This is a genomic window from Paenibacillus anseongensis, from assembly GCF_009757995.1.
In the GTDB taxonomy this organism is placed as follows: domain Bacteria; phylum Bacillota; class Bacilli; order Paenibacillales; family NBRC-103111; genus Paenibacillus_E; species Paenibacillus_E chondroitinus.
This window is the reverse complement of the sequence record NZ_WSEM01000034.1, coordinates 268,392-286,389: the sequence shown is the minus strand read 5'-3', so window position 1 is coordinate 286,389 and position 17,998 is coordinate 268,392. Positions and strand designations below refer to the sequence as shown.

The 17,998-nt window shown below is 39.9% G+C and carries 13 protein-coding genes; 11 read left to right on the top strand and 2 right to left on the bottom strand.

Annotated features, from left to right (window positions below; translation table 11 throughout):
- Positions 1-200: 200 nt before the first annotated feature.
- The gene (locus GON05_RS32440) at positions 201-509 is read left to right on the top strand and encodes a DUF1330 domain-containing protein (RefSeq protein ID WP_157325305.1); all 309 of its coding nucleotides are present in this window, start codon (positions 201-203) and stop codon (positions 507-509) included.
- Positions 506-1,003, top strand: coding sequence for a DinB family protein (locus GON05_RS32435; RefSeq protein WP_157325303.1), 498 nt, complete (start codon positions 506-508; stop codon positions 1,001-1,003). Before GON05_RS32440 ends, GON05_RS32435 begins: the two co-directional genes overlap by 4 nt.
- A 74-nt stretch (positions 1,004-1,077) precedes the next feature.
- On the opposite strand, the gene GON05_RS32430 is transcribed toward GON05_RS32435, so the two are convergent.
- A complete protein-coding gene (locus GON05_RS32430; protein WP_157325301.1) occupies positions 1,078-2,637 on the bottom strand; it encodes a response regulator in 1,560 nt (519 codons plus the stop codon).
- Positions 2,630-4,312, bottom strand: coding sequence for a sensor histidine kinase (locus GON05_RS32425; RefSeq protein ID WP_220138853.1), 1,683 nt, complete (start codon positions 4,310-4,312; stop codon positions 2,630-2,632). Before GON05_RS32425 ends, GON05_RS32430 begins: the two co-directional genes overlap by 8 nt.
- A gap of 369 nt (positions 4,313-4,681) precedes the next feature.
- On the opposite strand from GON05_RS32425, the gene GON05_RS32420 reads away from it, so the two are divergent.
- The 9 genes from GON05_RS32420 to GON05_RS32380 all read left to right on the top strand — a co-directional run bounded on the left by GON05_RS32420 (position 4,682) and on the right by GON05_RS32380 (position 17,951).
- Complete coding sequence (locus tag GON05_RS32420) at positions 4,682-6,037, top strand: ABC transporter substrate-binding protein (protein WP_220138852.1); 1,356 nt, start codon at positions 4,682-4,684, stop codon at positions 6,035-6,037.
- Positions 6,038-6,121: 84 nt separating this feature from the next.
- On the top strand, positions 6,122-6,991 hold the full coding sequence (locus GON05_RS32415) for a carbohydrate ABC transporter permease (RefSeq protein WP_157325299.1): 870 nt from the start codon (positions 6,122-6,124) through the stop codon (positions 6,989-6,991).
- A gap of 23 nt (positions 6,992-7,014) precedes the next feature.
- A complete protein-coding gene (locus tag GON05_RS32410; protein WP_220138851.1) occupies positions 7,015-7,836 on the top strand; it encodes a carbohydrate ABC transporter permease in 822 nt (273 codons plus the stop codon).
- Positions 7,837-7,912: 76 nt separating this feature from the next.
- A complete protein-coding gene (locus GON05_RS32405) occupies positions 7,913-13,192 on the top strand; it encodes an S-layer homology domain-containing protein (RefSeq protein WP_157325297.1) in 5,280 nt (1,759 codons plus the stop codon).
- Between the two features lie 256 nt (positions 13,193-13,448).
- Positions 13,449-14,819: a UTP--glucose-1-phosphate uridylyltransferase gene (locus GON05_RS32400; protein ID WP_181646309.1), complete on the top strand. Its 1,371-nt coding sequence runs from the start codon at positions 13,449-13,451 to the stop codon at positions 14,817-14,819.
- Positions 14,820-15,243: 424 nt separating this feature from the next.
- A complete protein-coding gene (locus tag GON05_RS32395) occupies positions 15,244-15,618 on the top strand; it encodes a nuclear transport factor 2 family protein (RefSeq protein ID WP_157325296.1) in 375 nt (124 codons plus the stop codon).
- Positions 15,619-15,656: 38 nt separating this feature from the next.
- The gene (locus GON05_RS32390) at positions 15,657-16,403 is read left to right on the top strand and encodes an SDR family NAD(P)-dependent oxidoreductase (protein ID WP_157325295.1); all 747 of its coding nucleotides are present in this window, start codon (positions 15,657-15,659) and stop codon (positions 16,401-16,403) included.
- An 89-nt stretch (positions 16,404-16,492) separates the two neighbouring features.
- Positions 16,493-16,840 (top strand): putative quinol monooxygenase, encoded by a 348-nt coding sequence (locus GON05_RS32385; protein ID WP_157325293.1) that lies wholly within the window; start codon positions 16,493-16,495, stop codon positions 16,838-16,840.
- Positions 16,841-16,988: 148 nt separating this feature from the next.
- Positions 16,989-17,951, top strand: a complete 963-nt coding sequence (locus tag GON05_RS32380; RefSeq protein WP_157325290.1) for an SLAC1 anion channel family protein — start codon at positions 16,989-16,991, stop codon at positions 17,949-17,951.
- The last annotated feature ends 47 nt before the right edge of the window (positions 17,952-17,998 follow it).

Genomic DNA, 17,998 nt, shown 5'->3' with positions numbered 1-17,998 from the left:
AAAAGTTTAATTAATTCTTCTCTTTAGCTCAAACTGGCATTGTGCTTCTCTTACATTACTTATATTTATTAATATAATGAAAATTATAAATTATACAGTAGGGATTCATGTGTGTATAGTTACTTTAGGAAAGCGAATGTCCCCAATTCAGTTACTAGGGGGCCTTTTAATATCTATTATGGAAAGGAATTGATGTTCCAATGCCAGCTTACGTTATTTTTATCAGAGAAGAGACAACTAATATAGAAGAATTAAAAGTCTACGCGTCTAAAGCGCCGTCAGCCCTTCAAGGTCATTTATTGAAACCTCTTGTCATGTACGGTATGCATGAAGTCATTGAAGGACCGGAAGTAGAGGGAGCAGCTGTGTTGGAATTTCCAGGCATACAGGAAGCGAAGTCTTGGTACTACAGCCCTGCTTACCAAGATGCTGTTAAGCATCGAATGAAGGGTGGCACTTATCGAGGCATTATAGTAGAGGGTTTTACGAAAGTAGGTTCGGAACTATGAAAGAAGATTTCGTATTCCACTTGTTTGACAAACAACTTGCCACGTTTATTGAAATGATGAACAAGTGCCCTGAAAATCAACGTAAAGTAGTTCCTAATGGTTTTGAAACTAATCTTCATTGGCACTTAGGACATGTTCTTACTGTTACAGAGTACCATGTATTTGGTTCTATCGATCAAGCACTTAATCTTCCAAAGTTATATCAAGAGATGTTCACATATAGTACAAAACCAGCAAATTGGACGAAAGAACCACCATCATGGGAGCGATTGATCGCTCAGCTGGAAGAACTACGTAATCTGATTCACACATCATTGAAGACGAAGCTGGATACACCCGTAAGAAATAATATTCTAAAAGCTAATAATTATAGAGAATTACTCTATGCGACTTCCCAACACTTAGCCACTCATACGGGTGTAGTTACAGCTATGCTTCAAATATTAATGACTTCATTTTCTAAAACCCAGCTTACTGAAAAAAACAAAAAATAAAAAAATGGCGGTGCTAGGGAAATTACCCTGCATCGCCATTTCTGGTTTTTAGTCTAACAGATACACACATAGGGTTAGAGTTTTTCCTTAAAAGCCTTCGGACTTAGCCCCGTATATTTCGTGAAAACGTGAGTAAAATAGGCCGGGTCCTCAATGCCGACCTCTCTGGCAACTTCGAAGATTTTCAATGCTGAATTTTTGAGTATTTTTTTTGCCATATCAATACGGTATTTATTCAGCGAATCCATTAAGGCTTCCCCTGTTTCTCTTTTATATAATCGGCTTAAATAACTGCTATTTACATGTACGCATTCAGCAATGAACTGCAGATTAATTTGTTTATTGAAATGTTCTCGGATACACTTGTTTACTTCCCTCACAAGGTAATTACTATGATTTCCTTGGGAACTAAGCAGATGGATGGACGATTGAATAAAGTTATTTAAAATATGGAACAGATCGCGCATTGACTTGCTATGTTGAATTTGAGCGTAAGTTTGGGATTCATTGTTTAGGAAAGCGACATCTGCCCATTGGGGGTCTGTAAATAGTTTAAAAGACATGGAGCATAGGAGCAACCCGCTTGCTTTCATATGTTCAATAGGCACATTGTTTTCTTTATAGAAGTCAAAGAGATTTGATAATTTCAGAGAAGCTTCTGCAACATTTTCCTGTTGGATGTAGGTTATGATTTCATCTATATAGGTATGCGTGGGTACAGATCTCAAACCGTAATGTGTTGTATCGCTCGACTGATAGATAGAAATCGGGATATCATGATATAAACTATTGGTAAGCGCTTTCTTGGCTTCAGTAAAAGCTTCGGGCAATTCAAGTGAAGAAGCATGTGGTTGACTAATGCCAACATGCACCGCGAAGTTCATGAAATTATCGACCATTTTCATAATTTCCCTGCATTTATTTGGTATGAACTGCGTGTATTCGGCTTCGTTTGCATACGCAAAGGATACAATCGAAACAAGTTGATTTTTACTTATGATTGACGTGTAATGTTGGGAATCTTTGAAGGCAAGGTTTGAAAAGTGTCTAAGTTGAGAGACAAAATTGCTGTATTCGCTAGAGGTTGTTTCACTATGATTTTCAGCAAGGTCGCTCATTTCAAAAACCGCAATGATATAATGATCAATTATGATGCCATGTTCTTTCATTTTGCTTACAATGACCTCAGGATGACTAATCATGTTGTCGAAAACTTCTTTGATGAATTTATCCCGAATCTCGGACAAATGTTTCTGCTGCAAAGCGATTAATTCCTTTGCTTTTTGCACAGCTTCCGGAATCTTCTCAGTTGGGTTGATTTTCACAAGGAAGTCAACGACGTTATATTTGATCGCAGATTGTGCATACGCAAAATCGGCATAGGCTGTTAACAAAATGACTTTGGTATGAGGGTAATTTTCGTAAATATATTTGGCGAGTTCAATGCCGTCCATTCCGGGCATTTTAATATCCGTTATCACGATATCGATTTGGATGGATTGTAAAAAATCCTTTGCTTCCGTGCCGTTTGAAGCCGTGGCAGCCAGTTCACAGTCAAGAGACTTCCAGTCTACAAAGCTTTGCAGACCTTGTCTAATGACAGATTCGTCATCAACTATCATTACTTTATACATGAACGTTTTCTCCCTTATCTGCAGGAATAAAAACTGAAACCTTGGTACCTATGTTTAATTGGCTCTGGATGGCAATCCCGTATTGTTCTCCATAGATTAGTTTAATTCTATGATTGGTATTATGTAATCCAATATTGTTGTGGCCTTTTCTTCGGCGCTCGTTATGTACCGCGGAATCCAGATTGATTTGGTCATCTTTAAAGCCAAGACCGTCATCTTCAATCTCGAAATAGATAGAATTAGCAACCTCAGTGATTGTAATGGTGATGGTACCTTTATCTACTTTATTTTCAATACCATGAACGACGGCATTTTCGACAATGGGCTCCAGACAAAACTTAGGTACATATAAGTCCAAAAGAGCCTCATCTTTTACATCTATACGAAAATCCAGTTTATCTTCAAACCGCATTTTCTGTAGATACAAGTAAAAATTGACAATCTCCAATTCCTCGCGAATGGTTATTTTTGTTTTACTGTCCGTATACATACTCGCTTGTAGTAATTCGGTTAAAGACATCACCATTTTATACACCGTTTCATCTTTGGAAAAGCGTGCTTTATATCCAATGGTAATAAGTGTATTGAATAAAAAGTGTGGATTCATTTGTGATTGCAAAAATTTCAATTCCGTTTCTTTCAGTAAGAGCTGCTTCTCGTACACTTGATTAAAGAGATATTTGATCTCACTTGTCATTTTATTGAAGGTGTGGCTAAGCAGATTCAACTCCAAATCCGAATACTCGGGCATTTTGGCATCGTAGTTTCCAACCTTCACTTGATTGATATTCCGTAGCAAATCCTTAATAAAGCGAGTAAACCGCAGCGATAGGAAGATACTTGATACAAGGAATACGAGCATGATTAGCAACAAAAAGAGTGTGTAATTTTTCATATTGTCCGACAGCTTGGCCAGAATTTGTTTCTTAGGAATACAGATAACAAAGCTTAGTCCACTCTCATTTATTTTTTTCGCTGCTACCATGTAGGACCGATTATCCATAGTTATATGATTGATATCTGTTTTATCACTTAACTGCAAAATCGATGAATCCACTTTATTACCTATCAAATTTTTATTCGAACTTGAATAAATGAAACCTTGTTTATCGATGAGGTACACCATTGCACCAGGAATCTCAAGCAATGCAGCATATTTATTGAAAATTTGACTCTCATCAATGCCGATAATTAAGTATAACCGTTGATCAGGATTATAAATGTTGGAGACATTTCTAACGTAATAAATTACATTGTCGTTATAAAATGCAGGCACAGGAACAATACCCTCAATATTCATGCCTTTTTGCTGATTATAAATGTTTATATTATTGGCAGTAACGATGTTGACATCTTTCGTTGATCTGGAAATGGAGGAGAAGTTCGATTCATTTTGAAACATATAAACGGTTGAGATCAGTTTGCTAACCCAGGCTGTATTAAACATTAAACTATATTTAAGCTCTTCCTCCATATCACTTTTATTAACAAATTGGCTGTAATTGTCACTTTCTACGGAAGTATCTCCAGCTAGCCATGTTCTAACCGATTTGGTAGAAAGCATGTGCAGCGAAGTGTCCGTTATCAGTTTGAAAGAGCTTTCAATATTGTCGTTCGTTTGCCCCATAATTTGTGACCAATTGTTCTCTGCATTTTTGGTTAATTCAGAAGACATACTCCAATAAAAATACAGCCCCGAAACCGACATTGGGAATAGGATCATAAACACAGTAGCAACTATTATTTTATGTCGAATGGGTATTGCTTTGAAAAATGAGACCATAATCAACCTCCCAAATTTATTGTAATCGGGATCGGATGAAAGCGCTATTCGTTCATACGAGGGAGTCGAAATTTCTATAGAAAAGTCAAAATATCACAATGAAATTCATAAAACTACATCATGGAAGCGCTTGAATGACGAGATAAGTAAAAATAATGCAAGCTTATAGCTGCATTTTCACATTAACATTCCTAATTATAGGTAATAAGATGATGAAGTAAAGTTTTTCTGCTAAATAAAATCTTGAAAGGGGATTCAAAAGTGAGAAAGAGATATGTTCGTAAAGGAATTACAGTGATTACAAGTGGTATGTTAGCTCTATCTATGGTTGCTTGCAGCTCGGTAAAGCCAGCAGAAACAAAAGAGAGTGCGAGTTCGAGCCCGGCAACAGTACAGAATACGGCGGCACCCAGTAAGGCGCCTGTGAAAATCAAATATGCCACTTATCGGGTTGGCACACATGTATCCGCAGCTGCAGAAAAGAAAATTTTGGACGAGTTCAAAAAGAAGTACAACGGAGAAATTGAACTGCAAGTTGAAGAGATTCCTGGTGATCAGGCTTATGTGGATAAGATTAAGGTGCTTGCGGCTTCAAAAGACCTACCCGATGTTGTTGAAGGTAAAAACGGTCTTAATGATTTACTTATAAAAGGAAATTTAGCCACACCGTTAAACGAATATTTGGAAGCGGATACTGCGTGGAAAGCGGAGGTTGGCAACGATGCAATCAATTCGAACACACGAGACGGAAAAGTTTGGTCTATAGCCAACGGTGCGCAGCTTATCGGATATTTCTACAATAAAGAGTTGTTCGAGAAAGCAGGAGTGAAACCAGCAGCCACGTGGGATGAATTTCTAACGAATCTTGAAAAAATTAAAACAACGACTGGAACTGCTCCAATAGCTATGATGACCGGGGAGAATGCCTGGACAACCAATCTACTCCTGGGGGCTATTGTAGGGACAAGCGGAGACGCAGGAAATAAGTTCATGAACACACCATTTTCCAAAAACTTTGAGACGCCTGAGTTCATTGAAGGATTGAAGAAGATTCAAACCATCCTTCAAAAATATACGACAAAAGATGCACTTGGCGCCGGTTATGCGAATGCGGCCAACAATTTCTTGCAAGGCAAGGCGGCAATTATAGCGAATGGTCCATGGATGATCAGCGACTTCAGTGATAAAACGAAAGCGCTCGAAGGCTTTGATAAAAAGGTTGGCGTAGCGATGTACCCCAATTCCGGCATGTTTTCATCCTTTGAGGTCGGTTATATGTTAACGGCTAAGGATAAGGAAACGAAAGAGGCAGCGATCAAATTGTTGAAATTTTTAACGGATGCACATGCGCAGCAGATTAATCTTGAGCTCAGCAGCACAATGCCTTTGACGGTAAATGTAAAGCCTAGCGATGAGTTTAAGCAAAAGAACCCACTCTTTATGGCAAATGTGGAACTTGGAGGCCAAGCTAAAAATAAATTTGCCAACCTTGACGCTTTAAACTTTGCCAATGTAACGGAAGCTTGGAAAACGTTATACCCTGAACTTAACTTTAATAAAGCTACCGCTGAGGAAATTGCCAAGAGGTTAAGTAATACAGCAGAGAAAAACAAATAGAGTACATATCGGATAAAACAAGGGGGTGACTCCCCAGAGCTAACTTGTTTAGGGGAGTCGGATCCATATTTAAGGAGTCACAAGATGGCAAAAAATAAGTTGTATATTACGTTGTTCCTTTTACCAACTCTAGTTTTGTTCGCATTGGTTTTTGCCGCTTCATGTGTCATTTTGTTTGGAACCTCATTGACGGAATGGCGGATAGGTTCCAAAGTGTCCTTCATTGGCATACACAACTATGCAGAGATGTTCCTGGACCCGGATTTCTGGAAAAGCGTATGGAATACGATCCTATGGATGCTGCTCCAATCTACCGTTCATATTATGATTGGCGTTAGTTTCGCTCTCATTCTTTTGAAGAAGGAATTTTATTGGAAATTCGCGAGAACAGTGTATATGCTGCCCAATATTATTTCCGGTGCTGCGATAGGTATGCTTTTTCTGAGTATCCTTAATCCGGAAATCGGGGCTGTGAACCATATCATTAGGTTGTTCGGCTTTGAGGGCTTTTCACAAAACTGGTTTATGGATTATAACTCCGCCTTTTTCTCAGTCACGATGACTTGGCTTCCTTATGCGGCCGTTATTACCATTCTAGTACTGGCTGAAATTGCGGCAATTTCTGAAAGTGTATTCGAATCAGCAAAAATTGACGGAGCCAGTGAACTCAAAATCAATTTATACATTGTACTTCCTATGCTGAGGAATATTATTGGAACTTGCGTCCTTTTGGCAGGAACCAGTATCTTGCAGAAGTTTGACATTATTATGATGACGACAGGTGGAGGACCGGGAAACGAAACAATGAACTTGCCTATGTATATATATAAAACAGCGCTTATTGACAATAACTTTGGCTATGCGAATGCAATCGGGGTTTTTGCGATTGTGCTTGGCATCGTGTTTGTTATGACAACGAAAGCGGTGTTTAAAATCGGAGACGCTTTGGAATAAGCAGGGTGGTGGAGATGAACATAATGAAATACTTCCTATTATTGACTAAATATATGTTTGTAGGCTTAATTATTGTCTTATCTGTAGCACCATTCTTGTGGGTGTTTCTATCTTCATTTAAGAGCAATATGGAAATCATGGTTTCCTCCTTAAGCTTAGCGAGCCATTTCGATTTAAGCAATTACGAGAAAGCGTTTAAGATTGCTCCATTAGCTAGATTTTATCTAAATAGTGTCATTGTTGCGGTATGCGGTACTATATTAAATCTGTTTATTCTGGGATTATCCTCTTATGTCATTGCACGATTCAATTTTCGAGGGAAAAATATCATCATTGGCATATTGTCTTTATCTTTGTTAATACCTGGCGCTGCGCTGCTGCAGCCTTTGTATCTTACTGTGAAAACATTAGGCTTGTACGATCATTTATTTGGATTGATTCTTGTATATGCTGGTTTCGGACTGCCCACATCCTTATTCATTCTTTCCAGCTTTTTTCTCACCATTCCCAAGTCATTGGAAGAGTCTGCATACTTGGATGGTGCCGGCTTCATCAAGACCTTTTATCGCGTCATTTTACCTCTATCAAAACCGGGTTTCTCGACGGCGGCCGTTTTACAGTTTTTATTATGCTGGAATGAATTTCAATTTGCACTTACATTAACTACTGGTAGCAAAAGCAGAACACTACCATTGGCGTTATATTATTTTAAAAGCCAGTTCGGAAGTGATTACGGCGTTATGTTCGCAGCTACAATTATTGTTATCATTCCAAGTATTATTGTGTACATGATCATGCAGGAACAAGTGGTCTCCGGTTTGACAGCGGGGGCAGTGAAAGGGTAATCATTGCAAACGCATACATCGATGGGACTATGTTCATAATGAACTACGAAAATAGTAATGGAGGTCGACGACTATCATGTTGAAAATGAGATTTAAAAAATTCACATCGGTATTATTGTTCATTTGTATGCTAGTAGCACCAATGAGCCAAGCTATAGTCGCATCCGCAGAAGAGGCCAATGTAAATTCTTCTGCACTTGATGTACAAGAAAGCCAAGTAAACGGGGAATATTCGCTTAATTTATCACAACTGGGGAACGTTGATTGGTTGCATTTCAAAGGAAACGGCGCCAATAATTTGACCCAAATTAGAAAAGCAAGCTCAAGTGCTGTTACCTTTAGCGTATATGGAGATAACACGACAGGCTTCGAAGGCAAGATGGATAGAGGATCGGATGCCAATTATTTGTCGTATACCTGGGATAACGGAATGTCTGGATATGAGACAGGCAATAAGGATACAGGGTTTGGGGTGTTTTTTCCTAATAACAGGACTCCTGGAACCTATGACAATGTTGGTTGGACCTTTACGGTAGCGCCGCAGCCTCAGGAGTCGACCGTTGTGTTTGGCATCGGCATGTGGCAAGCGAAAGTCGATGTGAAAATCTATGCAAATAATACGCTTGTTGAGACGAAGAAAATTAGTGCAGGCGGAACTTCACAAGTGTACAAGTATCAGATCAAGGTACCCGCGAATGTACAGTTAAAAGTAGAAGGTCTCCAAACGGAGACGATCAGTCAATGGGGAAACATGTCTTTTTCCGGATTGGCTGTCAGCAGCGTGGAGATTGCGGATAAACTTAATTTACACAACGAGTATAACAACGTGAAAGATTGGACTCAAAAATTATATACGGATGTTTCATGGCAAGTATTTGTCGCCGCTAGAGACAACGCCAATCGTATTCTAGAGGAAGCAGATGCTTCGCAAGCAGAAATTAACGATGCGTTAAATGCCCTTTTAGCAGCAAAAACCGCCCTTACCAAAAAAGAAACGAATATGATGATCGATTTTACAGGAACTGAAAAAAATGAATATGCATTTGGCGATGAAGTCGATCAACAGGCTAGGTATCAAACGTTTACGGTTAATGAAGGCTATGAAATGGAATATGTCCAATTTGTCATTAAACAAATGGCGAGCGATGCGAATGATTTGGTTGTAAAACTTTATAACACCAATAGTAATGGATTGCCAGTAGGTTCGCCGCTGAAAGAAGTTACTGTCAGCAAAGATAGTGTGATAGATGGTGGTTTAACAACCGTACATTTCAATTACACTCTCGCTAATAACACGCGTTACGCGATTGTTTTAACACAAAGTAATCTTGTTTCAGGCAAATACCGCTGGGTTGTCATGGATAAAAATGAAGAATCAAGCTCGGAATTTTTTGGAAAAACCGTTTCAGGGAATTTCATCTCAGAAGCTCAGCTAGGAACGGGAATTTTGCGGATTATTAAAAAGACGGCCGTAAATCGCAACTCTTTGCAAACGTTTATAAAGGAAATTAGTAAGTACAATAGTAAGCTTTACACGGTACAGTCTTGGTCTGCATTGAAAACCGCGTTGTCTAACGCCAATGGATGGCTGAACAATTTTGATGCAACTCAAATTGAACTTGACGGCGCGCAAAACCAATTGCAGAAGGCATTTGATAGTCTGGTTTTAACCAGGGACATAACCAGCTTTGTTAGCCAAATTGATGCCATTAGTCGTGCAGTTGTAAAAGGTTACACAGAAAGTTCAGTGACTGCTTTAAACAGTGCCATTACAGCAGCCAAGGCATTAAGCAATGATGCATTAGTAAGTGAAAAAATTAAAGCTTTTTCAGCGGTGCTAAATGCGATTGATGCTTTAAAAGTATCGGGAAAATATCAATATGAAACTCATGCAAACATGACGGCGGCTTTTGGTTTTGAGTCAGATAAAAATGCTTCTCTTGCGTTCTTGGACGGTTCGTATCAAATTGGCGGGAATCGTCCGATGCAGCATGGACCCATTGCACCAAAACAAATGGTTACTTTTGGTGTGACGGATACTAGCAATATTAAATGGTATTTAAACGAAGGATATTTGCCGGTGTTTGTAAGTGAATTTACAAAGGATGATGTGCAGTATAAAATTGAGAATTTCGGCAATAAACATACGGTAGATAACAAGGATTATGTCATTGACTATTCTCGGATAACGGCAACGAATGTTTCGAACGAAGCTAGACTTTTACCGGTCGTATCTTCAAATTTGATTCCATTGAATGATAATACGAAATATGCGTATGTGGTAAACCCAGGAGAGTCCGTTGTCAGAGAGTATGCCGTTGAGGCGGATAAATACGAATATTTTAATGAGGGTGTAACGAATTACACTTCATTAACCATGGAACAAGTGATTGCTCAAGGTTCCTATGATACTAATTACCATGAAATGAGTACGTATTGGAAAACAAGACTTTCCGATTTGGTGGATCTTGATTTACCGAATAAGGAACTGGTTCAAGCATTTAAAGCCGGATATATCGATACTATGATAATCAAAGATGGCAATTTTCTACACGTTGGAGAGAATGGATACGCAAGATTATTTTCTCATGATACGATTGGCATTTTAGTCCAATTGATACAAAGCGGAGATTTTCAACATGCCAAAGATTATTTGAAAAGCGTGCCTTTAACAGGCGGAATCAATATTGAAACAGGTGTAACCGACGTAGACCTGTATTGGGACGCCAATTGGAAACTTCCGTGGGCGTATGCCGTTTATTTGAGTAAAACGGGTGATACCTCCATCTTTAAAGAATCTATGACTGCCGAAGATGGGACGGTAGGTACTGTGTTTGAAAAGAGAATCAAATATGGTGCGAAGAGAATTGAAGCCGATCGTGTCAATGGTATCATGAAAAACACGCTTGCGATTGACTCTGATGGCAATTGGACAATTGATAATTATTCTGCATTAACAGGATTGACAGCCTATGAATATATAACGCGCGAGTTATATAGATTAGATCACGACGACTATTATTTGAATGAAGCAGAATGGGCTAAGGCGCAATATGAAGATCTGTTAGCAAAATTCACAGCAAGACTACAACAAACAATAACAGAAAAAAGACTGAATTATATTCCTGCCTCTGTCGTACAAAGTAATGATGAAAACCGTATGCATGATTCTAGGGATGCGAACTGGGCCTCGATGTTCTTATTCGGTTTATGGCAGTGGGATGGATACTTGTATGGAGCTGATCAACCCGAAGATAATATCAATTTAACCATGCTGGACGATACCTATTCATATGGAATAAACAGACGTGTTAATGAAAAAACAACGGATTCTCCATACAACTTTGGTGGTTACCCACATGGATTCTATTCAAGTGCCTATAATGCTGGTTACGGAAGTGCAGCGCTGCGTGGTGAAAAGTATAGAGATATGGGAATTAAAGCCTACGAATTTATGATTGAAAATTCAATGAGCGGGCCATTCAGTTGGTGGGAAGGTATTGCTTACCCGGAATCTAGCAGTCCATGGGCGAAGACAAATGATAACCTGAATGTTCATAATACCCCAGGCGGCGGTGGATCAGCACCTCATATGTGGGGGCAATCCGTTAACTCCAAAGTATTGGTTGATTCCCTGATTGCGGAAAGAATTTATGAGCAAAACAAAAAATATGATATCATCGTAGGTCGCGGCATTCCTAATGAGTGGGTTGTTGATGCTGCGAAAAATTCAAATGTTGTTGCAAATGTTCAGAACTACCCTGCGCTACAGGGAGGCAGAGTGGGGTATACCGTCGTCAGAGACGAAAACAAACTTGTTTTTACATTTAATACAAAGCTGGATCAAGCGAAAATTGATGCAAGCGGGGCTAATTTTAGCGTTCAATTACCGATTATGGTAAACAATATTCTAGATGCGTCGGCAGGAGTCATCAATCATGAGAAAGGGATTGTCACCGTTCCTGTAAGTACGAAAAATTTAACGATCTATTTAACAGAGTTCAGTAATAATGCAAGGCTGGCTGATTTGGCAGTCGATCAAGGTACGCTGTCACCTGCATTTTCACCATCGACAATGAATTATGCGGTAAGTATTCCCAACACAGCTTCAAGTCTTAATTTCAATTTGACCAAAGCGGATCCTAATGAGACACTTTCCGTTACGGGGGCTGTACAAATTTCTGAGTCAGGTAATGTTTATTCATATCGTTCATCCGATTTACTTGTAGGATCTAACGCTGTTCAGATTATGGTTACTGCGGGAGATGGTAAGGCAACTAGCACCTACAATATCACAATTAACAGGGCTCAAGCGGAGACACCGACACATACGTCTGACAGGGATTCAACTTCACAATCGATTCCAGATAACAATAAAGTGACTTCTACGGATGGGAAACTGACGGTTCCCGTAGGTAAAATAGGTGAGGTTAGTTTTGGAGGAGATGCGGTTAAGGTATCAATTCCGAAAGACGCCTCGGACCAAGAAATAAAATTAACGATAGAAAAAGTAGTAGGCACTGATACCCTTCTACAGAATCAAGAGATTCTGGCTAGTCCAGTGTATGAGATTTTGAAAAATTTCTCGGACAACTTCAGTAAAGCTGTAACACTAACCTTTGCTTTTGATCCAAAAAGCGTGAAGAGTAATCAAAAAGCAGCTGTATTTTATTATGATGAAGGGAAGAAGATGTGGGTGGAAGTTCCAGGCGGCCAAGTTAACGGGAATTTCATATCCGTAGAGGTTAATCACTTTACCAAGTACGCTGTTCTAGTTGTAGATAATAAAGATGTAATAACAGAGAATCCTTCGAAAGGCACCGTTACTTTTAGTGATGTCGCAGGCCACTGGGCTGAGTCATCGATTAAGCAAGCGGTAAGCAATGGAATCGTCAATGGTTATTCTGACGGAACATTTAAGCCGGAACATGCTGTAACTCGTGCAGAGTTCGCTGTCATGCTGATCCATACGCTTAAACAGCAAGGAGAAGGTGCTCCGCTGACATTCACAGATACGGCCAAGATTGGAAGTTGGGCACAAAAAGAGGTAGCACAAGCGGTACAAGCTGGCATGATTAGCGGCTATGAGGATGGCTCTTTCCGTCCTGATGCGGAAATTACACGCTCTGAAATGGCATCCATGATTGCGAAAGCTCTAAGTTTAAGGATCGATTTGAATACGACAACGAACTTCGCAGATGACCAAGATATTCCACAGTGGGCCAAAGGTGCAGTGGAAGTAATCAAGAAACTTGGTATTATCGAAGGTAAGGGAGAAAACGTATTCGCTCCTGCTGCCAATACAACAAGAGCAGAGGCTGTTACGGTTCTTTTGAAAATGACGTCCAAAAAGTAGTAGAATGAGACCCGCTCTGATAAAGAGTGGGTTTTCTTTTTTTTACGGGTAAAATAATTATGGAGAATCTTTTTAAAAAGAAAGTGAATGAAGCCTATGAAACAGCACAAACTACTTGAAGCTGATAATGAAATTTAACTATCGGAGAACTGATACCGCGGCGATGGAACAGATCCATCGCTTGTTTTAGTTAATTATACTTCGAATTAATCTATGATAATAAAGCAATACGTAGTCTTTACATAGGAGGTTTATTGTGGATAGCCGATATGACGAACTCTATAAAAGGGCGAAAGCCTATGGGCAGGAGCATGTACTCAAATTTTACCCCTCGCTATCCAAAACGTCAAAGAGCAAACTGCTGGATCAAATGGAACAATTGGATTTTGCCGAGCTCCACGAGCTTTTTCATCATATGAGGCAGCCATTGTTAGGTTCCTACGATATTTCGCCTATGGAAGCTTACGATTCGGAAGATTACAGCGCGGAGGAGCGGAGGCAATTTGCTCATACCGGATGGGACCAGCTTCGTCAAGGCAAGGTCGCGGCTCTTGTTGTTGCCGGAGGGCAGGGAAGCCGCCTAGGGCATGAAGGACCGAAGGGGACCTATAACATCGGGCTACAGTCAGGAAAGTCGCTGTTCCAATTGCAGGCCGAGCGCTTGTACAACTTGTCCCGTAGAGCCGGCCGGACCATCCCCTGGTACATAATGACCAGCCCGGAGAATCATCAGGAAACGGTACGATATTTCCAGGCATCGGAGTATTTCGGCTATGCCCCGGACGACATTTTCTTCTTCCAGCAAAATGTCCTACCAGCACTGGATTCCTTGGGACGCGTTCTGCTCTCCGCTAAGGATGAAATCGGCCTTACCCCCAGCGGGAACGGCGACGTCTTTGCTTCCATGAAGCAGTCCGGCGCCTTGGACGACCTGAAACGTAGGCGAGTGGAGTGGCTTTTCTATTATAATGTCGATAATGCCTTAATCCGAGTTGCTGATCCGCTGTTTGTAGGAGTTGCCGCGCATCATAACCATCCGATTGCCACAAAAGTCGTAGAGAAAGCCTACCCCGAGGAAAAAGTCGGCATTCTTTGCCTGAAAGGCGGCCGACCCGCCGTCGTGGAATACATTGATGTGCCTAAAGAGCTAATGTATGAAACCGATAGCTCGGGCCAGTTGACGTACGGGTTGGGCAATCTTTCGATCCATCTGTTTCGTACTGATTTTATTGAACGGTATGCGGATACGCATATTCCTTATCATGCCGCCAATAAGACGGTCAAATACATAGACGATCAGGGCCATACGGTCCAACCGGCGTCTCCAAACGCTTTTAAATTTGAAAAATTCATTTTTGATTTCTTCCCACTCACCGAACGCATGACGGTGTTGAAAGTACGAAGAGACGAAGAGTTCGCGCCTGTCAAAAACAAGGAGTGCAAGGACAGCCCCGCGACAGCACGCCGACTTGTGCAGGATTTGTATAAGCGATGGCTTTTGGAAGCAGGCGCAGCCCCCTCCCTCCTGGAAAGCCGGGATATCGAAATTTCCCCGTTGATTTCTTATGCGGGGGAGGGACTGACTCCGGAAGTTTTGAAAGTACTTCTTGACACACAGTTTAACTGATGGCTAACTCGGAACGAAAGCTTCATAAATAAAGATGAAACAGGCTGCCGGTGTTAAACTTGGTGGCCTGTTGTGCTAGCGAAGAAGTATAGCTCATTAAACTTCAGTAGAAGGCTGCTGACAGCAATGGGTCGGTAGTCTTTGGTGTAACCGCGTTGCTGAAGGAAGTTTCATATAATGGAGATAAATTGGTGTAAATTCCCAAGTGAATCGAATACGGCATGAAGGCTTAAATATTACTTTTTACATACTATATAACCAGAAAGTAAGTACTTTTTTTTTAGTTACTTTTGTTCCATAATGACTCTTGTGGCCACGAAGCATTAACCTAATTGATAAAAATCAGCTGATTGCATGATAGAGTGAATGTAAAAACATACTAACCAATGTGCATTATTAATTAATATATCCGGGAGAAAAGTAAATGAGTTCAACAATTGATCAATTAATAAATAAACACATTGAAATTTGGAGTGAAACAGACTCCAAGAAAAGAAGAATTAAAATTCAAGAAGCGTACACATCAAACTGCCGGGTGTTTGATCCGTTTTTCTCTGAGGTAATTGTTGGTCATGACGCTCTGGATAACCTTATTGATGAAGTACAAGCCAAAAATCCAGGAAAAGTGTTCACAGTTATTCCGGGTACAGTAGACGAACATCATGATCAAGCGAGATTTAGTTGGAGGTACGAATCATCTGAGAATCCAATAGTGATTACTGGGCAAGACTTCATTGCTGTAGAGAATGGTTCCATTCATTCCTTGACTGTATTTGTAGACAAGCCAACTTCAGATTAATCATTTCAATATAAACGTTAGTAAAGGGGAAAAAGAATATGGGGAAATTTGACGGGAAAGTAGCAGTAGTAACAGGAGGCACAAGCGGAATTGGCCTCCAAGCAGCCACGCAGTTTGCAAAAGAAGGTGCTCATGTATATATTACAGGACGCAGACAAGCAGAGCTTGATGTAGCGGTAAAACAAATTGGGAACAATGTAACTGGTGTTCAAGGGGACATTTCTAAGCTCGAGGATTTAGACAAGCTCTATGCTTTGGTTAAAGAGCAAAGTGGACATCTAGATATACTCTTTGCGAATGCAGGGCTTGGTTATATGCTTCCCTTGGGAGAAATTACTGAAGAGCATTACGATAAAACCTTTGATGTTAACGTTAAAGGAACGCTTTTCACTGTTCAAAAAGCTCTGCCTTTGTTCCCTGATAACGTTGGATCTATAATCATGACTGGTTCAACGGCGGGTTCTATTGGTGATCCAGCGTTCAGTGTTTACGGAGCTTCAAAAGCTGCGATTAGGCAGATGGCTCGTAACTGGATCCTTGATTTAAAAGGGACAAAAATTCGTGTAAACGTCCTAAGCCCTGGATTTGTTCATACGCCGGCGTATGATTACTTGTTTGCTGAGAATACTAGTTCTGTTCTAGAACATGCTAAAAATATAACGCCACTGGGCAGGGTTGGAACCGTTGAAGAAATTGCTAATGCTGTGATGTTCCTCGCCTCAGATGAAAGTAGTTATATTAATGGAATTGAGTTATTCGTAGACGGCGGAGTTGCTCAAATTTAATGGTGCGAAAGTTCAAGAATTAGTGCCTAAGATTAATGTACAAGTACTAAGAATGAACGAAAAAATTATTAGTTTTGGGGGTATTTAAAATGAATAAAACAGAACAGACCGTAATTATTGCCCGCTTTAAGCTGAAAGCTAACTCAGATAAACAAGCCTTTTTTGATAACCTAAAGCCGCTCTTTGATACAATGTCCAAAGAACCTACTTTTGTAAATGGGATTGTACATGAAAACGTTGATGATCCTGATGAAGTTGTACTCTACGAAATTTGGAATTGTTCTAAGGAGACTTGGCTAGCAGAGGAAGAAACGAAAGCTTATCGCCAAGGTCCATATACTCGTGCAGCAGAATTCTTGTTGGGTAGAGAGCTTGGTTTCTACTCGGCATTCGGAGAATGGGGAACTACGATTACTGCTGGTAAACATTTTTCCTAATATCAACTTAAAGGATTTCAAGAAAAGGTTCAGCTACTTGAAAATTGAGAAGCTGTTCCTTTTTCTTATAATTGCTCTATCTCAATTACTAATTGCTAATAATGAATTTTAGAAGGTAAAAAATATGTAATAAAGAAGGAATACACCCATGGGATCATCTAAATTGGATCAATTAAAGTTTTTATCTGTGAACTCATTTGGCTCGGTTATGGGTATATCAGGACTTTCGCTTGCTGGAAGGTTATCCCATAATCTGTTTGGAACCTCCTCGCTGATTGCAGAATTGATTGGTTTGATGGGTATCATAATGTTTGTGCTTCTAAGTGTTTTTTTCGCCATAAAGTTGCTCAAATTCCCAAGTGTTGTTTATTCAGAGTTTTCAAGCCCAATTGGCGGTAATTTCTATGGAGCGATCACCGTTGCTATCCTACTTCTTTCTTCAGTTATTTTACCTTACAACAGAATCCTTGGGCAATCGATTTGGATAATAGGTACAAGTCTAACCCTATTATTAAGCTACTTCATGGTATCTCGTTTATTTAAGGTTAAACAGGATCCACTACATGCTGTTCCTGCCATGTTAATTCCTGCTGTTGCCATTTTGAATGTACCAATTACGGGGGTTGCAATGCCGTTTGCTTGGATTCATGAATTAAATTTGTTTTGTATAGCGGTAGGGGGAGTTTCATCCCTCATTTTCTTGACTATGATTTTTACTCGATTGATCCACCACGAACCTATGGCAGCAGGCATGAACCCCTCTTTGTTAATTTTGATTGCACCTTTTGAGGTTGGCTTTCTTGCATATGTATCTATGACAAAATCTATTGATATGTTTGCATCAACTTTGTTTTATTTTGGACTTTTTTTATTCATGGTTTTGTTTTTCAAGGCAGTGAATAAGTCGATTCCGTTTAGTACGGCTTGGTGGGCAGTAAGCTTTCCATTGGCTGTTCTTAGCAATGCAGCTTCGAAGTATGCCCAGTATGTAAACACATGGCCGACGAAGTTCATTGCAGCTTTTATCCTTATCTTGACTACATTTGTTATTGTTATTATTTTTATTCGGACTATTAAACACTTAATTAGTGGAAAGCTGCTGCAGGGTTAATGGCATTAATGACATGTGAGTGAAGGCTTGCAGTTTTTTGAGAGAAT